Annotated in this window: 27 protein-coding genes and 1 pseudogene; 20 read left to right on the forward strand and 8 right to left on the reverse strand. The window is 64.7% G+C overall.

Features of this window, described 5'->3' with window-relative positions:
* Positions 1-103: 103 nt before the first annotated feature.
* Positions 104-394, reverse strand: coding sequence for a DUF3331 domain-containing protein (locus O1Q03_RS09915; RefSeq protein WP_124826959.1), 291 nt, complete (start codon positions 392-394; stop codon positions 104-106).
* Positions 395-1,058: 664 nt separating this feature from the next.
* Here O1Q03_RS09915 and O1Q03_RS09920 point away from each other — a divergent pair.
* The 9 genes from O1Q03_RS09920 to O1Q03_RS09960 all read left to right on the forward strand — a co-directional run bounded on the left by O1Q03_RS09920 (position 1,059) and on the right by O1Q03_RS09960 (position 10,309).
* The gene (locus tag O1Q03_RS09920) at positions 1,059-1,823 is read left to right on the forward strand and encodes an SDR family oxidoreductase (protein ID WP_269503095.1); all 765 of its coding nucleotides are present in this window, start codon (positions 1,059-1,061) and stop codon (positions 1,821-1,823) included.
* 54 nt (positions 1,824-1,877) lie between these two features.
* Positions 1,878-2,720 carry an ureidoglycolate lyase gene (locus O1Q03_RS09925; protein ID WP_269503096.1) on the forward strand — a complete coding sequence of 281 codons (843 nt, stop codon included), beginning with the start codon at positions 1,878-1,880 and terminating at the stop codon, positions 2,718-2,720.
* A gap of 23 nt (positions 2,721-2,743) precedes the next feature.
* Positions 2,744-4,021 (forward strand): L-fuconate dehydratase, encoded by a 1,278-nt coding sequence (locus O1Q03_RS09930; protein ID WP_269503097.1) that lies wholly within the window; start codon positions 2,744-2,746, stop codon positions 4,019-4,021.
* 101 nt (positions 4,022-4,122) lie between these two features.
* Entirely contained in the window at positions 4,123-4,899 is a 777-nt protein-coding gene (locus O1Q03_RS09935; RefSeq protein WP_269503098.1) for an SDR family oxidoreductase, read from the forward strand.
* 12 nt (positions 4,900-4,911) lie between these two features.
* A complete protein-coding gene (locus tag O1Q03_RS09940) occupies positions 4,912-6,450 on the forward strand; it encodes a sugar ABC transporter ATP-binding protein (RefSeq protein ID WP_269503099.1) in 1,539 nt (512 codons plus the stop codon).
* 27 nt (positions 6,451-6,477) lie between these two features.
* A complete protein-coding gene (locus O1Q03_RS09945) occupies positions 6,478-7,515 on the forward strand; it encodes an ABC transporter permease (RefSeq protein ID WP_269503100.1) in 1,038 nt (345 codons plus the stop codon).
* A gap of 82 nt (positions 7,516-7,597) precedes the next feature.
* Positions 7,598-8,539: an ABC transporter substrate-binding protein gene (locus O1Q03_RS09950; protein WP_269503102.1), complete on the forward strand. Its 942-nt coding sequence runs from the start codon at positions 7,598-7,600 to the stop codon at positions 8,537-8,539.
* A 46-nt stretch (positions 8,540-8,585) separates the two neighbouring features.
* A complete protein-coding gene (locus O1Q03_RS09955; protein WP_269503104.1) occupies positions 8,586-9,476 on the forward strand; it encodes an amidohydrolase family protein in 891 nt (296 codons plus the stop codon).
* A 71-nt stretch (positions 9,477-9,547) separates the two neighbouring features.
* Positions 9,548-10,309 (forward strand): FadR/GntR family transcriptional regulator, encoded by a 762-nt coding sequence (locus tag O1Q03_RS09960; protein WP_269503105.1) that lies wholly within the window; start codon positions 9,548-9,550, stop codon positions 10,307-10,309.
* A gap of 28 nt (positions 10,310-10,337) precedes the next feature.
* Here O1Q03_RS09960 and O1Q03_RS09965 read toward each other — a convergent pair whose 3' ends face one another.
* Complete coding sequence (locus O1Q03_RS09965; RefSeq protein ID WP_269503107.1) at positions 10,338-11,579, reverse strand: NAD(P)/FAD-dependent oxidoreductase; 1,242 nt, start codon at positions 11,577-11,579, stop codon at positions 10,338-10,340.
* A gap of 404 nt (positions 11,580-11,983) precedes the next feature.
* On the opposite strand from O1Q03_RS09965, the gene O1Q03_RS09970 reads away from it, so the two are divergent.
* Together O1Q03_RS09970 and O1Q03_RS09975 are read left to right on the forward strand one after the other, a co-directional pair.
* Positions 11,984-13,156, forward strand: a complete 1,173-nt coding sequence (locus O1Q03_RS09970) for an XRE family transcriptional regulator (protein WP_269503109.1) — start codon at positions 11,984-11,986, stop codon at positions 13,154-13,156.
* Complete coding sequence (locus O1Q03_RS09975; RefSeq protein ID WP_269503110.1) at positions 13,153-13,650, forward strand: PIN domain-containing protein; 498 nt, start codon at positions 13,153-13,155, stop codon at positions 13,648-13,650. Before O1Q03_RS09970 ends, O1Q03_RS09975 begins: the two co-directional genes overlap by 4 nt.
* A gap of 11 nt (positions 13,651-13,661) precedes the next feature.
* Here O1Q03_RS09975 and O1Q03_RS09980 read toward each other — a convergent pair whose 3' ends face one another.
* The 5 genes from O1Q03_RS09980 to O1Q03_RS10000 form a co-directional block, all read right to left on the reverse strand.
* Positions 13,662-14,003, reverse strand: coding sequence for a hypothetical protein (locus O1Q03_RS09980; protein WP_269503111.1), 342 nt, complete (start codon positions 14,001-14,003; stop codon positions 13,662-13,664).
* Between the two features lie 122 nt (positions 14,004-14,125).
* On the reverse strand, positions 14,126-15,466 hold the full coding sequence (locus tag O1Q03_RS09985; protein ID WP_269503135.1) for an amidase family protein: 1,341 nt from the start codon (positions 15,464-15,466) through the stop codon (positions 14,126-14,128).
* Positions 15,467-15,480: 14 nt separating this feature from the next.
* The gene (locus O1Q03_RS09990; RefSeq protein ID WP_269503113.1) at positions 15,481-16,821 is read right to left on the reverse strand and encodes an MFS transporter; all 1,341 of its coding nucleotides are present in this window, start codon (positions 16,819-16,821) and stop codon (positions 15,481-15,483) included.
* Positions 16,822-16,888: 67 nt separating this feature from the next.
* On the reverse strand, positions 16,889-18,325 hold the full coding sequence (locus O1Q03_RS09995; RefSeq protein ID WP_269503115.1) for an N-acyl-D-amino-acid deacylase family protein: 1,437 nt from the start codon (positions 18,323-18,325) through the stop codon (positions 16,889-16,891).
* Positions 18,326-18,496: 171 nt separating this feature from the next.
* On the reverse strand, positions 18,497-19,384 hold the full coding sequence (locus tag O1Q03_RS10000; protein ID WP_269503116.1) for a LysR family transcriptional regulator: 888 nt from the start codon (positions 19,382-19,384) through the stop codon (positions 18,497-18,499).
* 438 nt (positions 19,385-19,822) lie between these two features.
* Between O1Q03_RS10000 and O1Q03_RS10005 the strand changes: the two genes are divergently transcribed.
* From O1Q03_RS10005 to O1Q03_RS10040, 8 genes are all read left to right on the forward strand, one after another.
* Positions 19,823-20,530 carry a YfiR family protein gene (locus O1Q03_RS10005; protein ID WP_269503118.1) on the forward strand — a complete coding sequence of 236 codons (708 nt, stop codon included), beginning with the start codon at positions 19,823-19,825 and terminating at the stop codon, positions 20,528-20,530.
* Positions 20,527-21,795 carry a diguanylate cyclase domain-containing protein gene (locus O1Q03_RS10010; RefSeq protein WP_269503119.1) on the forward strand — a complete coding sequence of 423 codons (1,269 nt, stop codon included), beginning with the start codon at positions 20,527-20,529 and terminating at the stop codon, positions 21,793-21,795. The genes O1Q03_RS10005 and O1Q03_RS10010 overlap by 4 nt, the downstream gene beginning before the upstream one ends.
* An 83-nt stretch (positions 21,796-21,878) precedes the next feature.
* Positions 21,879-22,388 carry an OmpA family protein gene (locus O1Q03_RS10015; protein WP_269503121.1) on the forward strand — a complete coding sequence of 170 codons (510 nt, stop codon included), beginning with the start codon at positions 21,879-21,881 and terminating at the stop codon, positions 22,386-22,388.
* Positions 22,389-22,727: 339 nt separating this feature from the next.
* The gene (locus tag O1Q03_RS10020) at positions 22,728-23,135 is read left to right on the forward strand and encodes a type VI secretion system baseplate subunit TssF (RefSeq protein WP_269503122.1); all 408 of its coding nucleotides are present in this window, start codon (positions 22,728-22,730) and stop codon (positions 23,133-23,135) included.
* The gene (locus O1Q03_RS10025) at positions 23,041-23,964 is read left to right on the forward strand and encodes a hypothetical protein (RefSeq protein ID WP_269503124.1); all 924 of its coding nucleotides are present in this window, start codon (positions 23,041-23,043) and stop codon (positions 23,962-23,964) included. Before O1Q03_RS10020 ends, O1Q03_RS10025 begins: the two co-directional genes overlap by 95 nt.
* Before the next feature lie 9 nt (positions 23,965-23,973).
* On the forward strand, positions 23,974-24,123 hold the full coding sequence (locus tag O1Q03_RS10030; RefSeq protein WP_269503126.1) for a hypothetical protein: 150 nt from the start codon (positions 23,974-23,976) through the stop codon (positions 24,121-24,123).
* On the forward strand, positions 24,120-24,503 hold the full coding sequence (locus tag O1Q03_RS10035) for a hypothetical protein (protein ID WP_269503129.1): 384 nt from the start codon (positions 24,120-24,122) through the stop codon (positions 24,501-24,503). Before O1Q03_RS10030 ends, O1Q03_RS10035 begins: the two co-directional genes overlap by 4 nt.
* Complete coding sequence (locus tag O1Q03_RS10040) at positions 24,500-24,904, forward strand: hypothetical protein (RefSeq protein ID WP_269503130.1); 405 nt, start codon at positions 24,500-24,502, stop codon at positions 24,902-24,904. Before O1Q03_RS10035 ends, O1Q03_RS10040 begins: the two co-directional genes overlap by 4 nt.
* Positions 24,905-24,922: 18 nt before the next feature.
* Here the strand turns inward: O1Q03_RS10040 and O1Q03_RS10045 are convergent.
* Positions 24,923-25,088: pseudogene (locus O1Q03_RS10045) on the reverse strand (ISL3 family transposase); the annotation flags it as partial.
* A gap of 336 nt (positions 25,089-25,424) precedes the next feature.
* On the opposite strand from O1Q03_RS10045, the gene O1Q03_RS10050 reads away from it, so the two are divergent.
* The coding region (locus O1Q03_RS10050) for a type VI secretion system baseplate subunit TssF (RefSeq protein ID WP_269503137.1) at positions 25,425-25,615 on the forward strand (191 nt) is incomplete at its 3' end.

A 25,615-nucleotide genomic window follows, 5' to 3' on the forward strand; every position in this document is an offset into this window, starting at 1 on the left:
CGTCGCGGGCCGCGCGCGGCACGCCGCGAAGCAGGGGAATTAGACCGGCGGTTCCAGGCAGGCCTGCGGGTTACGCAGCCGGCCTGCGCGCGGTCGGTGCGCGTTATCGGCCGCCGGCCATGCCGAGCACTTCGGCGGCAGAGATCATCGCGGCCGCATTCGCGGGTGCCGGGCGCTCGGCCGGGCGGAATACTTCGTCGCCGCGCTGGATGACCTGGCGCGACAGCGCGCAGGTGCCGGTGCGCTGCGCGAAGCGGCGGCGCCAGCGCTGTTCGCCGTAGTGACAGCGGCCGGGTTCGACCCAGCGGACGACGAGCAGCGTATCGGAACGTTCGAGAATTTCGACGTGGACGTCGGCGGGATCGAGCGCAGGCAGGGATTTAGAGGCCTTCATTTGCCGTTTCCTAAAGCTCGTGCGGTTTCGGCCTTGGCAGTGGATGTCACTACCCGATGGCGAATCCGTAGCGGTTTCCATGAGTGGTGCGCTAAATGTAAGCGTCTGTGACCGGAAAAAACATCCTGTCTGGCTCAAATTACCTTTTGCCGATTTAGAAACAATCAATCCGCATTTTCCTGGAAAAGGGCAGACAAAAACGCCCCGGACGCGTACGCCCGGGGCGGAAAATCGGCACGCGCCGCCGTGTCTGCTCGCTCAGTCACGTGGCCCATCGCGGGGGACGGAGTGCCCGCCGACGATCGCCGACGGGCGGGGTGCGGTGTGCCGGGAGGCGCGGTCCGGTTACTCGATGATCGCGCGCGCATCCGGTTGAGATCCTGACCGCCACATGACTTTTCTGTCAGGTTCGCGCCCACGCCGGCGTGGTATGGATCGCGGACACCGGCCGAAACGCCCGCCGGTATTGGCTTTGAGCGATCCGGCGGCGATCGTCCGGGGCGCGAATTACATCCCGATCGGTCGCGGCGAAGCCGATTCTCCCGCTCGGGAAAATACTGAATCGCGCGGCCGTGACAAATCCGGAATCTGTCCTATGATTGGTTGGACCTTTGGTCCTTTGTGCCAATCGGCCGGCTCGCCGGCTTCCATCGGAGAGGTGCGCATGAGATTGCAGGGCAAGCACGCGCTGGTCACGGCAGCCGGGCAGGGCATCGGGCGGGCGACCGCGTTGCGGTTCGCGAGCGAGGGCGCCGACGTGCTGGCGACCGACATCAACGAAGCCGCGCTCGCGCGGCTCGAGGCCGACGCCGAGCGCGCGGGCGCGCGGTTGACCACGCGGCGGCTCGACGTGACCGACGCGCACGACATCGCGGCACTCGCCGCGCAGGAGCGCGCCTTCGACGTGCTGTTCAATTGCGCCGGCTCCGTCCACCACGGTTCGATCCTCGATTGCGACGAAGACGCTTGGGCGTTCTCGCTGAACCTGAACGTCACGTCGATGTACCGGCTGATCCGCGCGCTGTTGCCGGCGATGCTCGAAGCGGGCGGCGCGTCGATCGTCAACATGGCGTCGGCTGCGTCGAGTGTGAAGGGCGTGCCGAACCGCTTCGTGTACGGCACGACCAAGGCCGCCGTGATCGGGCTGACCAAGGCGGTGGCCGCCGATTTCGTCGAGCGCGGCATCCGCTGCAACGCGATCTGCCCGGGCACGATCGAGTCGCCGTCGCTGGAGCAGCGGATCGCGGACCAGGCGCGCACGCGCCACGTGTCCGCCGACGAGGTGCGCCAGGTGTTCGTCGCGCGCCAGCCGATCGGCCGCATCGGCAGCGCGCACGAAGTGGCCGCGCTCGCGCTGTACCTCGCGTCCGACGAAGCGTCGTTCACGACCGGTGCGATCCATCTGATCGATGGCGGCTGGTCAAACTGACCTTTCAAACTCACAGAGCTCCCCACTACTTTCCGCTTCCGTTCGGACGACCCCATGAAACTGCTGAGATTTGGCGACAAACACCATGAGAAGCCGGGCCTGCTCGATGCGCAGGGCAAGATCCGCGACCTGTCGGGCGTGATCGACGACGTTGCCGGCGACGCGCTCACCCCGGCGTCGCTCGCGCGGCTGCGCGACATCCCGCCGTCGTCGCTGCCGCTCGTCGAAGGCACGCCGCGGCTCGGCGCGTGCGTCGGCCGCGTCGGCAAGTTCATCTGCATCGGGCTCAATTACTCCGACCACGCGGCCGAATCGGGCATGGAAGTGCCGAAGGAGCCGGTCGTATTCGGCAAATGGACGAGCGCGATCTCCGGGCCGAACGACGACGTCGAGATTCCGCGCGGCTCCGAGAAGACCGACTGGGAAGTCGAACTCGGCGTGGTGATCGGCCAGGGCGGCCGCTATATCGACGAAGCCGATGCGCTGTCGCACGTCGCCGGCTACTGCGTCGTGAACGACGTGTCGGAGCGCGAATACCAGCTCGAACGCGGCGGCACGTGGGACAAGGGCAAGGGCAACGACACGTTCGGCCCGCTTGGGCCCTGGCTCGTGACGGCCGACGAAGTGCCCGATCCGCACGCGCTGCGGCTGTGGCTCGAGGTGGACGGCCACCGCTACCAGAACGGCACGACCGCGACGATGGTGTTCCGCGTGCCGCACCTGATCAGCTACCTGAGCCGCTTCATGAGCCTGCAGCCGGGCGACGTGATCTCGACCGGCACGCCGCCGGGCGTTGGGCTCGGGCAGAAGCCGCCCGTCTATCTGCGCGCCGGGCAGTTGATCACGCTCGGCATCGACGGGCTCGGCGAGCAGCGCCAGCGCACCGTGCAGGCCTGATTCCCTTCAACGGAACGTTCGTCATGCCTATCATTCGATCGATGCGCGTCCTCGACGTGCGCTTCCCGACCTCGCGCCAGCTCGACGGCTCGGATGCGATGAATCCGGATCCCGACTATTCGGCCGCGTACGTCGTGCTCGAAACCGACCACGACGGGCTCGAAGGTCACGGGCTCACGTTCACCATCGGGCGCGGCAACGAAATCTGCTGCGCGGCGATCGACGCGATGCGTCATCTCGTCGTCGGCCTCGAGCTCGACTGGATCCGCGAGGACATGGGCCGCTTCTGGCGGCACGTGACGTCGGACAGCCAGCTGCGCTGGATCGGCCCCGACAAGGGCGCGATCCATCTGGCGACGGGCGCCGTCGTCAATGCGGTGTGGGACTTGTGGGCGAAGTCGGTCGGCAAGCCGCTGTGGCGGCTCGTCGCCGACATGAGCCCCGAAGAAATCGTGCGCGCGGTCGATTTCCGCTACCTGACCGACTGCCTGACGCAGGACGAAGCGCTCGACTTGCTGCGCCGGCAGGCGCCGACCAGGGCCGCGCGGATCGCGGCGCTCGAGCGCGACGGCTACCCGTGCTACACGACGTCCGCCGGCTGGCTCGGCTACAGCGACGACAAGCTGCGCCGGCTGTGCCGCGAAGCGGTGGACGCGGGCTTCGACTACGTGAAGCTGAAAGTCGGCGCGAACCTGGAGGACGACATCCGCCGCGTGACGATCGCGCGCGAGGTGATCGGCCCGGACCGCAAGCTGATGATCGACGCGAACCAGGTGTGGGAAGTCGGCGAGGCGATCGACTGGGTGCGCGCGCTCGCATTCGCGAAGCCGTGGTTCATCGAGGAGCCGACGAGCCCCGACGACGTCGAAGGGCATCGCAAGATCCGCGAGGCGATCGCGCCCGTGCAGGTCGCGACCGGCGAGATGTGCCAGAACCGCGTGCTGTTCAAGCAGTTCATCGAACGCGGCGCGATCGACGTCGTGCAGATCGACGCGTGCCGGCTCGGCGGCGTGAACGAGATTCTGGCGGTGCTGCTGCTCGCTGCGAAGTACGGGCTGCCGGTGTGTCCGCATGCGGGCGGCGTCGGGCTGTGCGAATACGTGCAGCATCTGTCGATGATCGACTACGTGTGCATTTCCGGCACGAAGGAAGGGCGCGTGACCGAATACGTCGATCACCTGCACGAGCATTTCGTCGAGCCGTGCGTCGTGCGCGGCGCGGCGTACCTGCCGCCGACGGCGCCCGGTTTTTCGATCGAGATGAAGCCCGCATCGCTCGAGCAGTATCGGTTCCGCGGCTGAAAGACGACGCAACACAAAGTACGACGAGGCACGACGAAGCACGACGTACGATGCGCCGCGCGAGGCCTGCGCGGCGACGACACCAACGACGGAGACGCGAAGTGGATCTGAATCTGCAAGACAAGGTCGCGATCGTGACCGGCGGTGCATCGGGCATCGGCGCCGCGATCTCGATGCGGCTCGCCGACGAACGCGCGATTCCGGTGGTGTTCGCGCGACACGCGCCGGACGACGCGTTCTGGCATGCGCTCACGCAGAAGCAGCCGCGCGCGGCGTGGGTGTCCGTCGAGCTGCAGGACGATGCGCAATGCCGCGACGCCGTCGCACAGACCGTCGCGCGTTTCGGCCGCATCGATGGCCTCGTCAACAACGCGGGCATCAACGACAGCGTCGGCCTCGACGCCGGGCGCGACGCGTTCGTCGCATCGCTCGAGCGCAACCTGATCCACTACTACGCGATGGCGCATTACTGCGTGCCGCACCTGAAGGCGACGCGCGGCGCGATCGTCAACATTTCGTCGAAGACGGCCGTGACCGGGCAAGGCAACACGAGCGGCTATTGCGCGTCGAAGGGCGCGCAACTCGCGTTGACGCGCGAATGGGCCGTCGCATTGCGCGGCGACGGCGTGCGCGTGAACGCGGTGATCCCGGCCGAGGTGATGACGCCGCTCTATCAGCACTGGATCGCCGGTTTCGACGATCCGGACGCGAAGCTGGCGGAAATCGCCGGCAAGGTGCCGCTCGGCAAGCGCTTCACGACGGCCGACGAGATCGCCGACACGGCCGTGTTCCTGCTGTCGGAACGCGCGTCGCACACGACGGGCCAGTGGCTGTTCGTCGACGGCGGCTATACGCATCTCGATCGTGCGATCGGCTGAGGACGGCGAGCCATGCAACCCGATCCGAACCCGACCGCCGCCGCCCTGCTGATCGCGTTGACCGGCGTGAGCAAGCGCTTTCCGGGCGTGCAGGCGCTCGACGATTGCCGCTTCGACCTGCGCGCCGGCGAAGTGCATGCGCTGATGGGCGAGAACGGCGCCGGCAAATCGACGCTGATGAAGATCCTCGCCGGCGTGTACCAGCGGGACGGCGGCGAGATCCGGATGGACGGCCGCGCGGTGGAGATCGACGATCCGCGTGCCGCGCAGGCGCTCGGCATCGGCATCATCCATCAGGAGCTGAACCTGATGAACCACCTTACCGTCGCGCAGAACATCTTCATCGGACGCGAGCCGCGCGGCCGCTTCGGCGTGTTCGTCGACGAAGAGAAACTCAACCGCGACGCGGCCGCGATCTTCGCGCGGATGCGGCTCGATCTCGATCCGCGCACGCCGGTCGGTCGGCTGACGGTCGCGAAGCAGCAGATGGTCGAGATCGCGAAGGCGCTGTCGTTCGATTCGCGCGTGCTGATCATGGACGAGCCGACCGCCGCGCTGAACGACGCGGAGATCGCCGAGCTGTTCCGCATCATCGGCGACCTGCGCGCGCACGGCGTCGGCATCGTCTACATCTCGCACAAGATGGACGAGCTGCGGCAGATCGCGGATCGCGTGACGGTGATGCGCGACGGCAAGTACGTCGCGACCGTGCCGATGGCGGGCACGTCGATGGACGCGATCATCGCGATGATGGTCGGCCGCGAGCTCGATACGACGTTCCGCACGCCGCCCGATACATCGCGCAACGACGTCGCGCTCGAGGTGCGCGGGCTGTCGCGCGGCCGCGCGATCCGCGACGTCGGCTTCACGCTGCGGCGCGGCGAGATCCTTGGCTTCGCGGGGCTGATGGGCGCGGGCCGCACCGAGGTCGCGCGCGCGGTATTCGGCGCGGACCCGGTCGATGCGGGCGAGATCCGCGTGCACGGCAAGACCGTGACGATCCGCACGCCGGCCGACGCGGTCCGGCATGGCATCGGTTATCTGTCGGAGGATCGCAAGCATTTCGGGCTCGCGGTCGGGATGGACGTGCAGAACAACATCGCGCTGTCGAGCATGCGCCGCTTCGTGCGGCGCGGCGCGTTTCTCGATGCCCGCGGGATGCGCGACACAGCGCAGTCGTATGTGCGACAGCTTGCGATCCGTACGCCGTCGGTGGGGCAGCCCGTGCGGCTGCTATCCGGCGGCAACCAGCAGAAGATCGTGATTGCGAAGTGGCTGCTGCGCGACTGCGACATCCTGTTCTTCGACGAGCCGACGCGCGGCATCGACGTCGGCGCGAAAAGCGAGATCTACAAGCTGCTCGACGCGCTCGCCGCCAGCGGCAAGGCGATCGTGATGATCTCGTCGGAGCTGCCCGAGGTGCTGCGCATGAGCCACCGGATTCTCGTGATGTGCGAAGGGCGCGTGACCGGCGAATTGCGCGCGGCCGACGCCACCCAGGAAAAGATCATGCAGCTCGCGACGCAGCGCGAGTCGACCGTGTTGTCCTGAATCAGACGCTCAGACGCCTACCCGACCATGTCCAACGATACGCATCCCGTTCCGCCTCTTGCCACCGGCGACACGACGGCCGCCGCATCGAGCCTGAAGTCGCGCTTCTTCAACCCGGCCGCGCGGCAGAAGCTGCTCGCGTTCGCGAGCCTCGTGCTGCTGATCGTGTTCTTCAGCTTCGCGTCGTCGAACTTCCTCGAAGTCGACAACCTCGTCGCGATCCTGCAGGCCACCGCGGTGAACGGCGTGCTTGCGGTGGCCTGCACGTACGTGATCATCACGTCGGGCATCGACCTGTCGGTCGGCACGCTGATGACGTTCTGCGCGGTGATGGCCGGCGTCGTGCTGACGAAGTGGGGGATGCCGCTGCCGCTCGGCATCCTGGCCGCGCTGTGCTTCGGCGCGTTGTCGGGCAGCGTGTCGGGCTTCGTGATCGCGAAGATGAAGGTGCCGCCGTTCATCGCGACGCTCGGGATGATGATGCTGCTCAAGGGGCTGTCGCTCGTGATCTCCGGCACGCGGCCGATCTACTTCAACGACACGCCGGGCTTCACGTCGATCGCGCAGGATTCGCTGATCGGCAACCTGGTTCCCGCGCTGCCGATCCCGAACGCGGTGCTGATCCTGTTCCTCGTCGCGGTCGGCGCATCGATCGTGCTGAACCGGACGATCTTCGGCCGCTACACGTTCGCGCTCGGCAGCAACGAGGAAGCGCTGCGGTTGTCCGGCGTGAACGTCGATGCGTGGAAGATCGCCGTCTACACGTTCAGCGGCGCGGTGTGCGGGATCGCCGGGCTGCTGATCGCGTCGCGGCTCAATTCCGCGCAGCCGGCGCTCGGGCAGGGCTACGAGCTCGATGCGATCGCGGCCGTCGTGATCGGCGGCACGTCGCTGTCGGGCGGCGCGGGCAGCATCGTCGGCACCATCATCGGCGCGTTCATCATGAGCGTGCTGACCAATGGCCTGCGCATCATGTCGGTCGCGCAGGAATGGCAGACGGTCGTCACCGGCGTGATCATCATCCTCGCCGTGTACGTGGACATCCTGCGCCGGCGTCGCCGCTGACGTCGACGCGCGGGCCTGCATGCATCTGCTTCACCGCCGGCCGGGCCGGCATTTCAGTCGATACCAACCAAGGAGACGCGAAGTGATCAGGAGCAAGGTGTTGAATGCGATCGTCGGGCTGACGTTCGCCGTCGGCGTCACGGCCGGCGCGCACGCGCAGGAAACCTACATCCCGCTGATCTCGAAGGGCTTCCAGCATCAGTTCTGGCAGGCCGTGAAAGCCGGCGCGACGCAGGCGGCGAAGGACTACAAGGTGAAGGTGACGTTCGAAGGCCCCGAAACCGAGGCGATGGTCGACAAGCAGATCGACATGTTGTCTGCCGCGATCGCGAAGAAGCCGGCCGCGCTCGGCTTCGCGGCACTCGACAGCAAGGCCGCGCTGCCGCTGCTGAAGAAGGCGCAGGCCGAGAAGATTCCGGTGATCGCGTTCGACTCGGGCGTCGACAGCGACATCCCGGTCACGACCGCCGCGACCAACAACAAGGCCGCCGCCGCGCTCGCCGCCGACAAGCTCGCCGCGCTGATCGGCGACGAAGGCGAGGTGGCCGTGGTCGCGCACGACCAGACGAGCCGCACCGGCATCGACCGCCGCGACGGTTTCCTCGAACGGATGAAGTCGGCGCACCCGAAGGTGCAGGTCGTGACCGTGCAGTACGGCGAAGGCGACCAGCTGAAGTCGACCGAGGTGACCAAGTCGATCCTGCAGGCGTATCCGAAGCTCAAGGGCTTGTTCGGGACCAACGAAGGCTCGGCGATCGGCGTGGTCAACGGCGTGCGGGAGATGAAGCGCAAGGTCGTGATCGTCGGCTACGATTCCGGCAAGCAGCAGAAGGACGCGATCCGCAGCGGGCTGATGGCCGGCGCGATCACGCAGAACCCGGTCGGAATCGGCTACAGGACCGTCGAGGCGGCCGTGAAGGCGGTCAAGGGCGAGAAGCTGCCGAAGGTCATCGATACCGGCTTCTACTGGTACGACAAGACCAACATCGGCGATCCGAAGATCGCGGCGGTGTTGTACGACTGAGCGTGGCGTGATGTCACGCGCGGGCAATGGCGGAAACGAGGACACCATGAGCCCAGTGCGTATCGATTCCCATCAGCACTTCTGGCGTTACCGCGCGGCCGACTATCCGTGGATCGGCCGCGGCATGGGCGTGCTCGCGCGAGACTACCTGCCCGACATGTTGTGGCCGCAACTGCATGCGCAAGCGCTCGGCGCGTCGATCGCGGTGCAGGCACGCGCCGGACGCGAGGAAACGGCGTTCCTGCTCGAGCTCGCCCGCGACGACGCGCACATCGCGGCCGTGGTCGGCTGGGAAGATCTGGGGGCGCCCGAGCTCGCCGAGCGCATCGCCGAATGGGCGAGCCCGAAGCTGCGTGGCTTTCGCCATCAGGTGCAGGACGAAGCCGACGTCGCCGCGTTCGTCGCGGATCCCGCGTTCAATCGTGGCATCGCGTGGTTGCAGGCGAACGGCTACGTGTACGACGTGCTCGTGTTCGAGCGTCAGTTGCGCGACGTGCGCGCGTTCTGCGCGCGGCACGATGCGCACTGGCTCGTGCTCGATCACGCCGGCAAGCCCGCGCTCGCCGAGTTCGAACGCGACGCTACCGCGCTCGCGCGCTGGCGTGCCGGATTGCGCGAGCTCGGTGCGCTGCCGCATGTCGTGTGCAAGCTGTCGGGGCTCGTGACCGAGACGGACTGGCGGCGCGGCCTGCGTGCGAAGGACATCCGGCACATCGAGCAGTGCCTCGATGCGGCGCTCGACGCATTCGGGCCACAGCGATTGATGTTCGGATCGGACTGGCCCGTGTGCCTGCTCGCGGCGTCGTATGACGAAGTGGCGTCGCTGGTCGAGCGCTGGGCCGCGGCGCGGCTGTCGACGGCCGAGCGCGGCGCATTGTGGGGTGGCACGGCCGCGCGTTGCTACGCGGTGCCGGGCGAGTCGAAACCCGGCATATAAAATAGGCGCGAACGGCCTGCCGCTTCATTCGGCAGACGGTTCGCAACGAAACCGCTCACCAGTATCAACGTATGTCCATCCAGCCGATTCAGAACCGCCGCCTGTACCAGCAGATCGCCGACAAGCTCACTGGCATGATCGAGTCCGGCGATTTTCCGCCGGGCAGTTATCTGCCGCCCGAGCGCGAACTGGCCGAACGGTTCGGCGTGTCGCGCACGTCGGTGCGCGAGGCGCTGATCGCGCTCGAAGTGAACGGGCTCGTCAGCGTGCGCGTCGGCGACGGCGTGAAGGTGCGCCAGCCCGACGCGGCTGCCGCGCCGGGGCCACGACGCGACACGAAGGTCGCGCCGTTCTCGATCGTCGAGATCGATCCGGAACTCGGCATCGCGCTCGACCTCGACACCGAAATTCCGCCGTTCGCGCTGTTGCAGGCACGCCGGCTGATCGAACCCGAAGCCGCATCGCTCGCCGCGCAGCACGGCTCGGACGCGCAGATCGAAGGGATACACGAGGCGTTCCTGCGCAACCAGGAAGACAACCGCAGCGGCTCGCTCACGCATCCGGGCGACCGGTTGTTCCATATCCGTATCGCGGAAGCGAGCGACAACCCCGCGTATGCGCTGATGATCAAGCAACTGCTCGCACACAAATACGACCTGATGTTCCAGCGCTTGCAGTCGCTGTACATGCCGAACGACATGCCGCATCGGTCGGAGCTCGAACACCGCGCGATCCTCGATGCGATCCGTGCGCGCGACCCGGAGGCCGCGCGCCGCGCGATGGCCGAGCATCTCGACGAGGTGATCCGGATCTTCGGCCGCGCGCTCGACTGAGCGCGCTTTCACGCGTGAGCGGTTCGGTTCAGAAGCGATCCGCGCGATACGGCGTCGGATCGGTGAACGGCGTTTCGCCCGTCATCATCTCGGCCAGCAGGCGGCCGGACACGGGGCCGAGCGTGAGCCCGTGATGGTTGTGCCCGAACGCGAACCACAGCCCGCGATGCGCGGGCGCGGGGCCGATCACCGGCCGCATGTCGGGCGTGCATGGGCGGAAGCCGAGCCACGGCTGCGGGTCGAGCCGTTCGCCGAAGCCGAACACCGGGCGCGCGACGCGTTCCGCGCGTTCGAGCTGCACGCCCGTCGGCGGCAGGCCGCGGCGCGCGATTTCCACGCCGGTCGTCAGCCGCAGGCCGCGCCGCATCGGCGCGATCACGTAGCCGTATTCGCGATCGACGATCGGCGCCGACGGCGTGCCGCGTTCGGACGGCGCGTAGTGCATGTGATAGCCGCGCTTCTCGCGCAGCGGAATCTTGTAGCCGAACTTGCCGAACACCGTGTCGGACCACGGGCCGAGCGCGACGACCACAGTCGGCGCGGCGACGCTGCCTTCGTCCGTCGCGACCTGCCAGCCCGGCGACAGTGCGTCGAGGCTCGCGGCGTCGCCGTTGAGCAGCGTGCCGCCGCCTTGCACGAACAGTTGCGCGTAGGTTTTGACGAGCGCGGACGGATCGACGACGCTCTTCGGATCGAGCCAGTGCAGCGCGCCGCAGAAACCCGGCGCGAGGCTCGGTTCCTGCGCGCGCAGTGCCGCGGCGTCGAGCGGCGTGATGCCGAGCCCGTGGCGGCGCGCGGTGAGCGCCGCATCGGCGACCGCGCGTTCGAACGCGGCCGGCGTGCGGAATGCTTCCATCCAGCCGCTCGCGCGGATCAGCTCCGCGGCGCCGGCGCGCGCGATCAGCGCGTCGTGCTCGACGATGCAGCGCTCGATCAGCGGCAGCATGTCGCGCGAGGCCGCCGCATGGCGCATCGGCGCAGATTCCCACCAGAAGCGCGCGAGCCACGGCGCGAATGCCGGCAGCGACGTGCTGTGCCAGTAGAGATCGGTCGAGCGGTTCAGCGCGTAGCGCATCAGCGTGAACGGGCTGCGTGGGAACGGATACGGCTCGACCGACGAGCGCTCGATCAGCCCCGCGTTGCCGAAGCTCGTGCCTTCGCCGGGCGGGCCGCGGTCGACGAGGGCGACCTTGCGGCCGCGATCCTGCAGGTGCAGCGCGGCGGAGACGCCGACGATGCCCGCGCCCAGAACGATTACGTCGAAGTCCATCGGTGTTGGAAAGCGGTCGATATAGGTTGCGGGCCGGCACTGTCGCCGGGGCGAGTGCCGGGGAAGGAGATGCCGACGAACGGCTTGTTGTTAGGATACTCGCGATGTCGTGCGAATCGCAAAATCAGGTGTGGCCTGCTGGGGCGTACTTCACGATTCGCGACAATTTGAACTTCGCCCCGGCGCAACGACTGGGGCAGGCGCCGCGTCGGTCGGCAATGGGCGACTGCGTCCCGTTCATGTAAGCCCATGATTTAGAATGGATTCGTGAGGCGATCGATGGCGGCGTTTCGGATTGGCGCCGAAGCAGGCGTTTTGCCGGCGTTGAATGCATCAGTCGCGACCGAGGGTACCCATCTATCATGCTCGTGGTGTTGTCCTCTTGAATTGATAGAGATACAGGGATGAAACGAGAACCCGTTGTAGGCGTGCAGCCTGAGGTGTTGCGTTGGGCGAGAGAAACGGTCGGACTGTCGATCGACGACGTCGCGACCATGCTTCGGACTTCGTCGAGCGAAGTCGCTGGCTGGGAGACGGGCACCGGGGCACCGACATACGCGCAGCTCGAGAAGCTTGCGTATCAGGTCTTCAAGAGACCGCTTGCGGTTTTTTTCCTTCCGTCGCCGCCTGAGGAAAAGGTACCGCAGCGGGAATTCCGCACACTTCCCGAAACGGACATGCGCTCGCTCGCCCGCGACACCTATCTGCAAATCCGGCAAGCGCATGCATTTCAGCTATCGCTCAAAGAGGTATTCAACGGGCGCAATCCCGCGGATGACTTGATCTGGAAATCCGTGACGCTTTCGTTGTCGGAACCCGTATCGACGCAAGCGGAGACGGTTCGTCTCTTGCTGGGTATCACGCTCGATGAGCAGACCTCGTGGCGTAACGACGATCTCGCTCTCAAACAGTGGCGGAAAGCTATTGAGGACGTGGGCGTCTTTGTCTTCAAGTCACCGTTCAAGCAGCGCGAGATTTCGGGCTTTTGCCTGATGGATGATGCATTTCCGATCATTTATCTCAACAACAGTACGACGAAGACACGTCAGATATTCAGTCTTTTGCACGAACTGGCGCACTTGCTCCTGAGCATGAACGGGTTGAGCAAACTCGATTCCGGCTATATCGATGCGCTTCCGCAGGCCGAGAGGGAAATCGAGCGATTCTGCAACGCCATTGCGGCGGAGGTGCTGATTCCGCGCGCAGCTTTCGACCGTCTCGTCGCAGGATGTCCCATCGACGTCGAGTCTGCGCCCGACGAATTGTTCGCCGAACTGGCCGGCTATTTCGGCGTGAGCCGGGAGGCGGTGCTGCGGCGATTGCTGGACCAGGGCCGAGTGAGTCAGACGTTCTATAAGCGCAAGGCAACGATCTGGTCAGCCCAACAGAGGGAGGCGAAGGGCGGAAGCTACTATGCGAATCAAGGCGCATATCTGAGTGATCGCTTTGCTCGGGAGGTCGTCGGCCGCCACTATCGGCATCAGATCACGCTTGACCAGGCAGCGGATTTTCTTGGTATCAAGCCAAAGAGTTTTGCCGGATTCGAAGAGCATGTTCTTCATGGAGCCGGTGCATGATCTATGTGTTCGACACCAGTTCCATTCGATCGCTGCAGCATTTCTATCCGCGTGTATTCAGAAGTATCTGGAAGGGTATCGAAAAGCTCGTGGGGCAGAGGCGATTGATTTCGACCAGAGAGGTGTTGAACGAGATCGAGCGACAGGCCGTCAGCGCAGATGTATTGACGTGGGTAAAAGGCAACCGATCATTGTTCACGACACCGAGCGCGGATGAACTGCGGTTTGTCGCTACGATTTTGCAGATCAAGCACTTTCAGGCGCTCATCGGACAACAGCAACGACTCAAGGGAACGCCCGTCGCTGATCCGTTCGTTATAGCCTGCGCCAAGATCTGCCAAGGAACGGTTGTGACTGAAGAGGGATGGCTGCATGAAGGCAACGGACTTGTGCCGAAACCGTATGCGGCGAAAATCCCCAACGTATGCGCGCATTTCGGGATTCCATGCATTGATCTCGAGGAATTCATGCACCAGCAGGATTGGCAGTTCTGAGCTGACAACCGTCAACTCATCCCGAACAACTTCCCCGAACGCGCAAGCACGCGCGTATCGGCACCCGCCATCCTCAGCGTTTTCCACACGACCGTCGACACCGTGTCGTAAGCCGCGATCCCCGTCGCCTGCTCGAATGAAGCGGCTAGATGCGCGGCACGCAAGTTAGTGCAGAACGTCGTGACGGCATCCGGCCGTGCCTGCGAGGTCTTGCGCATCAGCGCGGCGAACTGCGTATCCGGCACTTCCGCGAAGCTGTAGTTGTCGCGCAGCCCGAGGTGCTGTTGGCCCGTGCGTGACGGTCCGCGTCGGGCACGGTCGGGCGGGGCAGTGGAATGCGCAGGCTCCGGCATTCGGGGGGCGCGCGATCAGCGATTGGGCCGCACACGCATAAGCACAAGCCTACGCCCACGCACACGCCACGTTGCCGAAGCGCATCCCTTCGCTCGACGCGCAGCGTTCGACGCCGATGGCGCTAACCGAGTCTATCGCCCCACGCGGCCGAGAATTGCCGTGCCGCGCGAAAGCAAACCGCGTCGCCTCCCGGCGCACCGATCAACTGCACGCCGACCGGCAATTCGCCCGCCGAGAAGCACGGTGCGCTGACGACCGGCAGCCCCGCGAATGAAATCGGCTGCGTGAGCAGGCCGAGCGTTTTCGCGGGCTCGAGTGCGATCCCGTTGACCTCGACCGTCGCGTCGGTGAAGCGCGGCGCGGCATAGGGCGTCGCGGCCGCGAGCAGCAGGTCGTAGTGCGCGAACAGCGCTTCGATGCGCGCGCGCCAGGCGGCACGACAGGCAAGCGCGTTCCGATACGTGGCGTCGGACGTCGCAAGGCCGGCCGCAATGCGCGACCGCAGTCGTTCGGAGACGAGCGCCGCCGCCGCGCCGAGCAACCCACGATGGGCACGCGCCAGCTCCACATTCGAGATCTCGACCGCTGCTTCGCGCACGCGGGCGACTTCGTCGCTGGCGACGGGGACCGATTCGTCCGCGCGCAAGCAGGCCGCGGCACGCCGGACGGCGCGTTGCGCATTCGCATCGGCCTGTGTTTCGAAATCGCCGGTCAGTACCGCGACGCGAAGCGGGGCGGCCGGATCGCGAGCCGATCGCGCGCGCGGTGAAGACGCTTCGCACAGCGTGTCATACAGCACCGCCAGATCGTCGATATCGTTCGCGAACCCGCCGACGGTATCGAGCGATTCCGCATAGGGCACGCAGCCGGCGCGTGACAGTCGGCCTTCGCCGGGGCGAAACCCCCATACGCCGCACAGCGCTGCCGGTGCGCGGATCGAGCCGTTGGTATCGCTGCCGAGCGCGAGCGGCACGTATCCGGCGGCGACCGCGGCGGCCGAGCCGCTGGACGAACCGCCCGTCATGCGCGTTGGATCGGCCGGCAGACGCACCGCGCCATAGTGCGGATTCACACCGGTGGCGCCGCATGCGAGTTCGTCCATGTGCGTCGCGCCCACGGGGATCGCGCCGGCCGCGCACAGTCGCGTGACCGCCGCCGCATCGGCGGCCGCGTGAGACAGCGCCGCGCGCGCGGGCGATCCGGCGACCGTCGTGTAACCCGCCACGTCGATATTCCACTTCACGAGAAACGGCACGCCGGCCAGCGGGCCCGGATCGCGTCCGTCCCGCACGAGACGGTCGACGCGCAGCGCCTCGCGCCGTGCCCGTTCGTCGAACGTGTGTGCGCAGGCATTGATCGCGCCGTCGCGCGTGGCGATGTCGGCGAGCACGGCGTGCACGAGCGATACCGCACTCACACGCCCTGCACGAACCGCGACCGCCAGCGTCAGCGCGCTGCGCATCGAAGGTGCGGCGTTCATGTGCGGACCATGAGCCGGCGCGGAATCGACAGGATCAGCGCGGCTGCCGCGAACAGCGTGAAGGCGAGCACTGCGACGCCGAGCTCGGTGCTGCCCGTCAATCCGGTTGCATAGCCCATCAGCGTCGGGCCGACGAACCCCGCGACCGCCGCGCCGATGTTGACGAGCCCGGCGCCGCCCGCGGCCGCTTCGCCCGCGAGAATCCGCGACGGCAAGCTCCAGAACATCGCAAGCGTGCTCATGATGCCGGCCACGCCGACGGTCAGGCAGCCAACCGCGAGCACCGGATGCGCGTGCATCCCGAGGCTCGCGAGCAGCGCGACGCCGCCGATCGCGACGGGCAGCGCCGTATGCCAGCGCCGCTCGCCGGTTCGCACCGAATGCTGCGCGTTCGCGACCATCGCGACCGACGCAACGAGGTACGGGATCGCGCTGACGAGGCCGATTTCGAGGTTGCTCAGCGACCCGAGTGCCTTGATCATCGTCGGCATCCAGAACACGAGCCCGTAGTTGCCGACGTTGTAGAGGAACGATGTCGCGAACAGCAGCCACAGGGTCGGCTCGCGCAACGCGGCGCCGAGTTGGGTGCGCTTGCCGGCGGCTTCCTGCGCCATTTCCGCGCGAATCATGCGTTTTTCCGCGTCGGTCAGCCAGCTCGCATCGTCGATCCGCTCGGTCACGCGTACGAGCAGATACATGCCCAGCACGATGGCAGGCAGGCCTTCGATCAGGAACATCCACTGCCAGCCGCGCAGCCCGAAGCCGCCGTGCGTGGCGTCCATGATCCAGCCCGACAGCGGGCCGCCGACGATCACGCCGAGCGGCATCGCGAGAAACAGGAAGGCCATGACCTTCGCGAGCCGGTGCGACGGAAACCACACGCTGAAGTACGCGATCACGGCCGGAAAGAAGCTCGCCTCGGTGACGCCGAGCAGAAAGCGCAATGCATAGAAGCTCGCGGTGTCGCGGGTCGCCAGCGTCGCGACCGACACGACGCCCCACGTCAGCATCGAGCCGGCGAGACAGCGCTTCACGCCGATCCGCCGCACGAGCCAGCCGGCCGGCACCTGAAGCAGCAGGTAGCCGACGAAGAACAGGCCTGCGCCGACACCGTAGGCAGCGTCCGTGAGGCGCAGGTCCGCCACCATCTGCAGTTTCGCGAAGCCGACGTTGACGCGGTCGAGATAACCGAAGAAATAGCAGACCAGGATCAGCGGAATGATGCGTCGGCTCAGGCGCGCATAGAGCGCGTCGAGGCCGGGCGCGGCCGCATCCGTGTGCGGACTCGAGCCGGTTTGCATGCCGCGCGGCGTGGCGGCACCGTTGGAATTCGTCATGGTGACTCCGTGCAGGTTGACTCGGCGCGGCTGCCGCGACGACGCGAGCGCGCGATCGTGGGTAATCCTATATTTTCCGGCGCAGGGCGCGGCCGGGACGCGCACCGGTGTGCCGGCCGTCTTCGAGCACGGCACGCCCGTTGACGAACACGTGTGCGATGCCTTCGGGGCGAAGCGTCGGGTTCGCGAACGTCGCGCGGTCGATCACGCGTGCAGGATCGAACACGACGAGATCGGCGTAGTGACCGACCGCGAGCCGTCCGCGCTCGGCGATGCCGAACTGCTCGGCGGTGAGGCCCGTCATCTTGCGCACCGCGGTTTCTAGCGGGAACAGGCGGCGTTCGCGCGAGAATTCGCCGAGCACGCGCGGGAACGTGCCCCACAGCCGCGGGTGCGGGCGCAAGTCGTTAGGCAAGCCATCGGAACCGACCATCGTCAGTTCGTGACGGATGATGCGCTCGACGTCCGCTTCGTCCATGACGAAGTAGATCGCGCCGGCGGGGCGCAGCGCGTCGATCGCGGCATCGACGGAATCGCCGAACAGCGGCAGCAGCGTGTGGAAGTCGCGGCCCGCGAGTTCGGGATGCGGTTTCGACCATGCAAGGATCACGCGGGACGACTGGCGGATGCGATCGGCGCGCAGCATCGTCGACGTGGCGGGATACGGATGACAATCGACGCACAGCGGCTGACGCGTGCGTTGTGCGTCGATATGCGCGAGCGTTTCGACCGAGCGGCCGTGATTGGCCTTGCCGGCCACCTTGTGATGCGACAGCACGACGCGCACGTCCAGCGCGCGCCCGATCAGGAACGCTTCGTCGAGCGATGCGATGATCGCGTCGGTTTCGTCGCGCAGATGCGTCGCGAATACGCCGCCCGTCTCGCGCAGCGGCGCGCATGCGTCGATCAGTTCGTCCGTCGTCGCGGCTGCCGCCGGCGGGTAGAAGGTGCCCGACGACACGCCGAACGCACCGGCCGCCATCGCTTCGCGCACGTCGGCCGCCATCGCCGCGATTTCCGTCGCGGTGGCGGCGCGTTCGAGATCGCGCATGTGCCGCACGCGCAGCGTCGAGTGGCCGACCAGGGCCGCGGTATTCACGGCGGCGGGCGTTGCGTCGAGCGCGTCGAGATACGCGCGAAACGACGGGAAGCGGAACGCTTGCCACGCACCCAGCAAGTCGAGCGGCTGCGGCACATCGCGTTCGGCGAGCAGCGGCGCGAGACTGATCCCGCAGTTGCCGGCGATCACCGTGGTGACGCCTTGTGCGACCTTCGGCTCGACATCGGGATCGGTCAGGACGAACGCGTCGTCGTGCGTGTGGCTGTCGATGAAGCCCGGCGCGACGACGAGGCCGCTCGCGTCGATCGTGTGCGCGGCCGTCGCGTTGCCCAGGTCGCCGATCGCGGCGATGCGCGCGCCCGTCACGCCGAGATCGGCTTCGAAGCGCGCGGCCCCGGTGCCGTCGATCAGTTCGCCGCGACGCAGGATCACGTCGAAATGCATGGTGGTTCCTCCAGAATCCGTCCGGGCCCGGGGTGTGCCCCGTTTCCGTCATTCATGTTCGCCCCCATCGTCTCCGGCCATTTTTTGGACGTCCAATGCCGATCGGCTCGCGATTCATGCGAAACCCGCATCAATACGCGCGCTGCCGTGCCGGCGCACGGCCCCGCGGCGTTACGCGAACGACGCCTTCACCAACGCATGGAGGTCGCTTGCGAAGCTGGACAGAGAGATGGTGCGATGCCGCACGATGCCCACCGTGCGGTCGATCGTCGGGCTCGCGATCGGCACCGCGCGCACCGCGGGCGAGCCGTACGCGCGCAGCGCGCTCTCGGGCAGGATCGCGCAGCCGACGCCTGCCGCCACCAGCGCGGCGACGCACGAGATGTGCTCGACCTCATAGAACCAGCGGGTTCGCACCGCTTCCTGGCCCATCAGCATTTCGAGGAGCAGGCGGTTACCGCTGTCGCGGCCGCCGATGATCAGCTTCGCGTGGCGCAACTCGCCGAGCGTGATGGTGTCCGCACGCGCCAGCGGATCATCCTCATGGGCCGCGAGCACGTAGCGATCGGTGAACAGCGGTTCGAACACGAGATCGTCGTCGACGCCGGGATGCAGGCTCACGCCGAATTCGGCGATGCCCGCGCGCACCTGCGACAGCACGAAGTCGTGATTGCCGTCGAGGATCTGCACGGCGACGTGCGGATATTTGCCGGCGTAGCGACGCAGCACGTCCGGCAGCGCCTGCGCGACGACCGTCGGGATCGACGCGAGCCGCACCTTGCCGTAACGCTTTTGCGCGATGTCCTGAATCGACGACAGCATCATTCCGAGCTGCGCGATCTGCTCGCGCGCCATCGGAAGAAACTGGCGGCCGACGCCCGTCAGCGTCACGCTACGCGTGGTGCGCTGGAACAACTCGACGCCGAGCGTCTGCTCGAGTTTCTGGATGCGGCGTGAGAGGCCCGGCTGTGTCAGGTTGAGCTTCTCTGCCGCGCGATGGAACGTGCCGAGTTCCGCCACGGCGACGAAGGCTTCGAGTTCCGAATTTTCGACTTTCATGACGCTCCAGTGTGTCCGGTGTGCAGGCCGGCTCCGGTATTCGGACGTATGGCGGCAGCGGTCCAGCGGATATTCTCGTCGATATCGATTCGTGACCTGCAGCGTCGCGCATACGGAAAGTGGAGGGTACACGCATCGCAGACCGCGACGACTGACGCACGCACGCGACACGTTTGAATGCGCGCGCATCGGATCGTTGAAGCTTTCACCGACCGGGCTCCAATCCGCAGATCAATTCATCGACGTCGATGCCGGATCGCCATCCGTTGACATGGAAATGATTCAACCTACTTTCCGGCGTGATTCGCGGGTGTATCCCACTGGTTTGGGATACGAATTTCTACGTAAGATGGAAGGAGTCGTGCGCGGGATACGGTGCCTGCACGCGCATGGACGGAGCAGGTAGCGCACGGCACGACTGCAGCAGATGTTTCCATCATGGGTGCAACTGTGTGCGCGGTGGCTGCGAGTCATGCAGCCGTATCCGCGCCGGCGGGTGTGGCGACATTCGTCGCGCGAATGGCGTCCGGCCGGTCGGCCCGAGCCGCCACATTGCGGCACGCGTTCGCCGCAATCGTTTGCGCTCTGAACGTCGCGCCTGCCGTCCTCGCCGGCTCGCCCATCAATACCGACGATCCGGTCGACACGGTACAAATTGCCGCCACCGCGTCTACCGTCAGTCCTGCCAGCCGCGCCATTTCTTCACACGACTCCGCCGTGCGTCAGGTCGTGCTCGGCATCGTCAGTTTCACGCGCTGGCCCACGACGCCCGTTCGTCTGCATCTGTGCGTGACGGGCAAGCCCGACTACGCGGGCGCGCTGACCGACACGTTGCAGGCCGGCTCGACCATGCTCGACGTGGAGCGCGTGCGCTTCGACGATCCCGCGCTCGGCATGGCATGCGACGTCGTCTATCTCGGCACCCTCGACAACGACAAGCGCGCGCGCGTGAGAAACGCGCTGGCCGGCCACCCGGTGCTGACGATCGCCGAACGCGACGCGTCCTGCACCGCGGGCGCGATGTTCTGCCTCACGGTCGACGGCGAACGCATCACGTTCGACATCAATCTCGACGCCGTCGCACGCAGTGGGGTGCGCGTGCATCCGAACGTCCTCAACCTCGCGCGGCGGCCGCTGACGCCATGACACGTTCCGCGCCCCCCATTCCGTCTTCGCGTGTGCCGCGCCCGACGCTGCAAAGCGTGTTGCGTCGTGCGCATTTGCGCCTCGCGTTCGTCGCGGTGACGATGGCCGGCGTGTCGTTGATCGTCGTCGCCGTGATCGCGTTGCGCGCGTATGCCGGTAACAACCTGAACCTGCTGGCGCGCTCGCTCGGTTACACCGTCGAGGCGGCGCTCGTGTTCGGCGACCGCGTCGCGGCGAATGAGGCGATCGCGATGATCGCCACCGACGAGGACGTCGCGCAGGTGGTGGTCCTCGATAGCAAAGGCCAGTCGTTCGCGATCTGGAAGCTGCCCGTCGAAAGCCGGATCGCGCGGATCGAGCGCGGCGTCGCCGATCTCGCGTTGCCCGGGCCCGTGACCGCTCCGGTGATGCACGACGGCATCGTCGTCGGCAAGGTCGTCGTGCGGGGCCGCGGACATCAATTCTTCGGATTCCTGCTTGGTGGCATCGGCGGCATTCTCGGCTGCCTGGCCGTCAGCGTGTTCGGCGCGTATGTCAGCTCCAAGCGCCTGCTGCGCAACATCGTCGCGCCGCTGCGCGCGCTGGCCGCCGTCGCGCACGCCGTGCGGCGCGAGCGTGCGTTCGCGCGGCGCGTCGAACCGGTGGCGATCGCCGAGCTGAACGAACTCGGCGACGACTTCAATGCGCTGCTCGATGAATTGCAGGACTGGCAGGACACGCTGCGCGACGAGAACGCGTCGCTCGAACACAAGGCCACGCACGATGCGCTCACCGGGCTGCCCAACCGTGTGCAGTTCGAGTCGCGTCTGTCGCTTGCGCTGTGCGATGCCGTCGTGACGGGGCAGCGGGTCGCGATCCTGTATCTCGACTGCGACCGCTTCAAGGAAATCAACGACTGCCTGGGCCACGACGCGGGCGATGCGGTGCTGGTTGGCATCGCCGCGCGATTGCGCACGCAGGTGCGCGAGACCGATCTGGTCGCGCGCCTGGGCGGCGACGAATTCGCGGTGATGCTGCCGGCTGTGCGCGAAGCGGACAGCGTCGGCCGGATCGCCGAGGAGATCTTGTCCGGCATGGTGCCGTCGATCGAGCTGTCCGACGGACGCATGGTGGCCACCATGATGAGTGCCGGCATTGCGCTGTATCCCGACCATGCGTGCGACGCCTGCGGCCTGCTGCGCGCGGCCGATGCCGCGATGTACCGCGCCAAGCGTGCGCGGCCGGGGTCGTGGCAAGTGGCGGAAGGCGTTGCCGGGCCGGTTTGAAGTCCATCGTTTCGTACTGCGGGCGAGGCCGCAGCGGCGGGATAAAAAGCGCACGTGGCGTGCGCGCACACGAAGGGGCGACCATGAAAAACATAGTGCCGGTAAGCATCGGGAGGATGGGCGTCGCGAGCGCGGTGCTGCTGTGCTTGCTGCTTGGCGGGTGCCAGACACCGCCGTTGCATCGGGGGCTCACGCAGACGCAGGTCACGGCGCTGAAGTCGGCCGGGTTCCAGGAGACCGGGCAGGGGTTCGAGTTCGGCGCCACCGGGCCGATCTTGTTCGATTTCGATCGATATAACCTCAGGCCGGATGTGAGGCGGATCGTCGAGCGGATCGGCAAGACGCTGCACTCGGCAGGGATCAACGGGGTCCGGGTTTACGGCTACTCGGATCAGGAGGGGGAGGCCGCTTACGATCTCGAGTTGTCGAGGCGGCGGGCGGAGGTGGTGGCTATCGAGCTGATCGACGTCGGACTCGACGGCAATCTCATTTCGGTTGTCGGGAAGGGGAAGAGCGATCCGATCGGGGATAACCGCACGCCCGCCGGGCGCGCGCAGAACCGGCGTGCGGCGATCGTGGTTTCGCCGAGGTGACGGGCGCGTCGCGCACGGGCGTGCCCTATCGTGGTGGTCGCCCGTCGTCGCGCATTCCGTTCGATTTGCTCGTGAATACACGGCTACCGGCATCCCGCAGCGCGGCCCGCTGTAACTGTTTGCGACCATTGCCGAGCGCGTGCGCGGGCGTCCGTTCGCACGCCGCGGGCCTTGCCGTACGTGGCATCCGGGGCGCATCGGCGTCGTGAAACCGTCATGCGCGGCCGGAAACCGCCGGCACATTCGAACCGAGGATTGCAATTGCCTGAATAAAATCGTTCCGCCTGTTTTACACCGCTGCCGGGCCATGCGGCCAGCGCAGCGACGACCGGAACGTATATGGCCCTCGAACCCCAGGATCTACTGCCGCACTTCGAACGCGAAATCGCGTTGCTGCGCCGTTCGATGCAGACGTTTGCGCAGCGTTTCCCGAAAATTGCCGCCCGCCTCGCGATCAACGGCGAGCGATCGGAAGACCCGCATGTCGAGCGACTGCTGCAGTCGTTCGCGTTGATGGCGGCATCTCACGCCATCCGTCTCGAAGACGATGTGCCGGCGTTTACGCGCGATCTTCTCGAATCGCTGCACGGCGTGTTGCTGAGCCCGTTTCCGTCCTGTGCGAGTTCGAGGAATTGCCAAAGGATTCTAGGTCATGAATTTCTATGCAAATATTTTATTGGTTTTGTCGCTGTTCTTTGCTCCGGCGCTTTCGATTGCAGAAGAGTGCTCAAATCCTGTTGTGTGTGAATTTTACATCAATAAGCAATGGGATTTGATGCACCGATCCGACGAAAAAGCTAGTCAGAATGGAGAGAGGATTAATGGCCCTTCCATGCGAGGCGTGTATGTCATGTTGCGAGGCAATCAATACTACCTTGTAAAGGAGAGTGAGGCCAACGATAAATCGTTTGTAATTGTCGGTATTCTAAAGTCGGGCGATCAAATTCTATTTAATCGAGTGATTTATTTTTCGCTGGCGATGCAAGCCTCCTCACAGAGGGGGTATAACGTTTGGTTGGGTGAGGAGCTTGCACTGAGGAACCCGCAGGAACTATCGAAATTCTCATGGGATTTGGCCTCACAGTGGCAGGATAGTTTCAAGCCGGGCGCGGGGTCTTCTCGAAAGATCACAATCCAAGACGGTTTTCGATCGATTGAATCATCTGTTCATGACATCAATGGTAGGGTAATTGGGCGCCGCACTTATATCTATCCCACTCAACTTGACGTAACTCCGGAGAGCCTTGTTTGCTTCGAATCTTGCCCAACAAGTCAGGTAAGTTTTTCCGGCGAGTTGCGCGGGGGTATTGGGAGATATCCAATCAAACTATCCGTTGTCAACGACGATTCACTGATTCGCGGGAAGTATCAATACCAAAATAAATCGAACAAATTATATTTGTCTGGTCACCAGGATGGGGGAAAGATTGTCATGGATGAATATCTCGATGATGCGCTTCAGAAAACGACTGGAGTATTTTCCATAATTAAGGAGGGTAATCAATTTTCGGGTTTTTGGGCAGCCAAGCCGCAAGGAAGAAAGCTCCCGTTCTTTGCAATTCCGAACGGAATTTAATTCGATGGAATGTTGTATTTTGAATTTATCGATGAAATGATTGATGTCATTCGTATTGGTGATTCCGCTGATCACGATGGGCTCATCGATGAAATCCGGATCGACGCAAACGGTGGGGCGCTTTTTGATCGAATCAAGAAGGCGTGCCGGTTGACTTGAGAATTATGAAGGCGGATGTGTTATTTGAATTCGGTTTGATTTCTGCGATTGCGATTGTCGTGTTATCCGTTGCTTCTGCCGAGTCTGATGCCAGTGGACTCTCATTGGATAAAGCAGGGGGAATCCGTGATTGTAGCGGTTCATCAGTTTGTAAAAATATCGAGCCGACTGACGATCTAAAAAAGGCTATTGATGACGGTTACGAGAATTTAGCTGTTGTTGATATTTATAAAGATGGAAATCAGGAGATTGCTGCCACGAGTGGTGGGGGCAATAGTTGCTCGAAATTTTTCTCATATGAACGTGCATCGCACAGATTTTCTTCCTTAATTTTTCGGATCGGGATATATGTAATTTTCGAGTTCGCGGGGATGGCTTGATCAGTTCGTACCGGCTTGATGCGAAGCAATATGAGGATGTCTATAAACTTAAAAATGGAAGATATCAAATCGCAATAAGCGATGCGTGTGTTGGGTGTGATGAGGTTTTTCGTTCTGTGTATACAGATGGAAAAATTTCCGAAAAATTAATCGTTACCAACCAACAAGATTATGCGCAACGCACGCCGGTAACTACGGTAGTGGTCTCGGATAGGGCAAGGTTATACAATAACCATTCTGATTCTTCCGCGACGGAAATGTATTTGCTGAAAGGGGATAAAGTTCAGCTTGTTGAGTTTAATGGCGAAAACGGCCTTTGGTATTTTGTCAAATATCTTTCGAAACGGCGTGGCGCCATACTCAAATGGGCCAAGTGCGAAGACTTGGCTATATGCAAGTAATTTAGGTGTTTTAATGGTTCATCGAGGATTGCCGGGGAACGCGGCGCGAATCTCGAGGAAGAAGTATTCGTCGTCGCGGTAGCCGTAAGCCCGAATCCCACGCCTTTAGCGCCCAGGCTGGCTTCTGATAGAACCAGAGCCGCTTGAGCTCGTCGCCTAACACGTAGACGCATGACAGCGACTGACATAAATACACGGCTACCGGCATCCCCCAGCGCAGCCCGCTGTAACTGTTTGCGACCATTGCCGAGCGCATGCGCGGGCGTCCGTTCGCACGCCGCGGGCCTTGCTGTACATGGCATCCGCGACGCATCGGCGTCATGAAACCGTCATGCGCGGCCGGAAACCGCCGGCACATTCGAACTGAGGATTGCAATTGCCTGAATAAAATCGTTCCGCCTGTTTTACACCGCTGCCGGGCCATGCGGCCAGCGCAGCGACGACCGGAACGTATATGGCCCTCGAACCCCAGGATCTACTGCCGCACTTCGAACGCGAAATCGCGTTGCTGCGCCGTTCGATGCAGACGTTTGCGCAGCGTTTCCCGAAAATTGCCGCCCGCCTCGCGATCAACGGCGAGCGATCGGAAGACCCGCATGTCGAGCGACTGCTGCAGTCGTTCGCGTTGATGGCGGCATCTCACGCCATCCGTCTCGAAGACGATGTGCCGGCGTTTACGCGCGATCTTCTCGAATCGCTGCACGGCGTGTT

It is taken from the genome of Burkholderia sp. IMCC1007 (genome assembly GCF_027257875.1).
Lineage (GTDB): Bacteria > Pseudomonadota > Gammaproteobacteria > Burkholderiales > Burkholderiaceae > Burkholderia.

Coding starts and splice junctions, on each gene's coding strand:
- O1Q03_RS10005 (WP_269503118.1), top strand. CDS start 19,823: ATGGGTGCAACTGTGTGCGCGGTGGCTGCGAGTCATGCAGCCGTATCC.
- O1Q03_RS09960 (WP_269503105.1), top strand. CDS start 9,548: ATGTCCATCCAGCCGATTCAGAACCGCCGCCTGTACCAGCAGATCGCC.
- O1Q03_RS09930 (WP_269503097.1), top strand. CDS start 2,744: ATGCCTATCATTCGATCGATGCGCGTCCTCGACGTGCGCTTCCCGACC.
- O1Q03_RS09940 (WP_269503099.1), top strand. CDS start 4,912: ATGCAACCCGATCCGAACCCGACCGCCGCCGCCCTGCTGATCGCGTTG.
- O1Q03_RS09985 (WP_269503135.1), bottom strand. CDS start 15,466: ATGCGCAGCGCGCTGACGCTGGCGGTCGCGGTTCGTGCAGGGCGTGTG.
- O1Q03_RS09945 (WP_269503100.1), top strand. CDS start 6,478: ATGTCCAACGATACGCATCCCGTTCCGCCTCTTGCCACCGGCGACACG.
- O1Q03_RS09925 (WP_269503096.1), top strand. CDS start 1,878: ATGAAACTGCTGAGATTTGGCGACAAACACCATGAGAAGCCGGGCCTG.
- O1Q03_RS10025 (WP_269503124.1), top strand. CDS start 23,041: ATGAATTTCTATGCAAATATTTTATTGGTTTTGTCGCTGTTCTTTGCT.
- O1Q03_RS10030 (WP_269503126.1), top strand. CDS start 23,974: ATGTTGTATTTTGAATTTATCGATGAAATGATTGATGTCATTCGTATT.
- O1Q03_RS09965 (WP_269503107.1), bottom strand. CDS start 11,579: ATGGACTTCGACGTAATCGTTCTGGGCGCGGGCATCGTCGGCGTCTCC.
- O1Q03_RS09920 (WP_269503095.1), top strand. CDS start 1,059: ATGAGATTGCAGGGCAAGCACGCGCTGGTCACGGCAGCCGGGCAGGGC.
- O1Q03_RS09970 (WP_269503109.1), top strand. CDS start 11,984: ATGAAACGAGAACCCGTTGTAGGCGTGCAGCCTGAGGTGTTGCGTTGG.
- O1Q03_RS09980 (WP_269503111.1), bottom strand. CDS start 14,003: ATGCCGGAGCCTGCGCATTCCACTGCCCCGCCCGACCGTGCCCGACGC.
- O1Q03_RS10000 (WP_269503116.1), bottom strand. CDS start 19,384: ATGAAAGTCGAAAATTCGGAACTCGAAGCCTTCGTCGCCGTGGCGGAA.
- O1Q03_RS10015 (WP_269503121.1), top strand. CDS start 21,879: ATGAAAAACATAGTGCCGGTAAGCATCGGGAGGATGGGCGTCGCGAGC.
- O1Q03_RS09955 (WP_269503104.1), top strand. CDS start 8,586: ATGAGCCCAGTGCGTATCGATTCCCATCAGCACTTCTGGCGTTACCGC.
- O1Q03_RS09990 (WP_269503113.1), bottom strand. CDS start 16,821: ATGACGAATTCCAACGGTGCCGCCACGCCGCGCGGCATGCAAACCGGC.
- O1Q03_RS09975 (WP_269503110.1), top strand. CDS start 13,153: ATGATCTATGTGTTCGACACCAGTTCCATTCGATCGCTGCAGCATTTC.
- O1Q03_RS09915 (WP_124826959.1), bottom strand. CDS start 394: ATGAAGGCCTCTAAATCCCTGCCTGCGCTCGATCCCGCCGACGTCCAC.
- O1Q03_RS09995 (WP_269503115.1), bottom strand. CDS start 18,325: ATGCATTTCGACGTGATCCTGCGTCGCGGCGAACTGATCGACGGCACC.
- O1Q03_RS10010 (WP_269503119.1), top strand. CDS start 20,527: ATGACACGTTCCGCGCCCCCCATTCCGTCTTCGCGTGTGCCGCGCCCG.
- O1Q03_RS10020 (WP_269503122.1), top strand. CDS start 22,728: ATGGCCCTCGAACCCCAGGATCTACTGCCGCACTTCGAACGCGAAATC.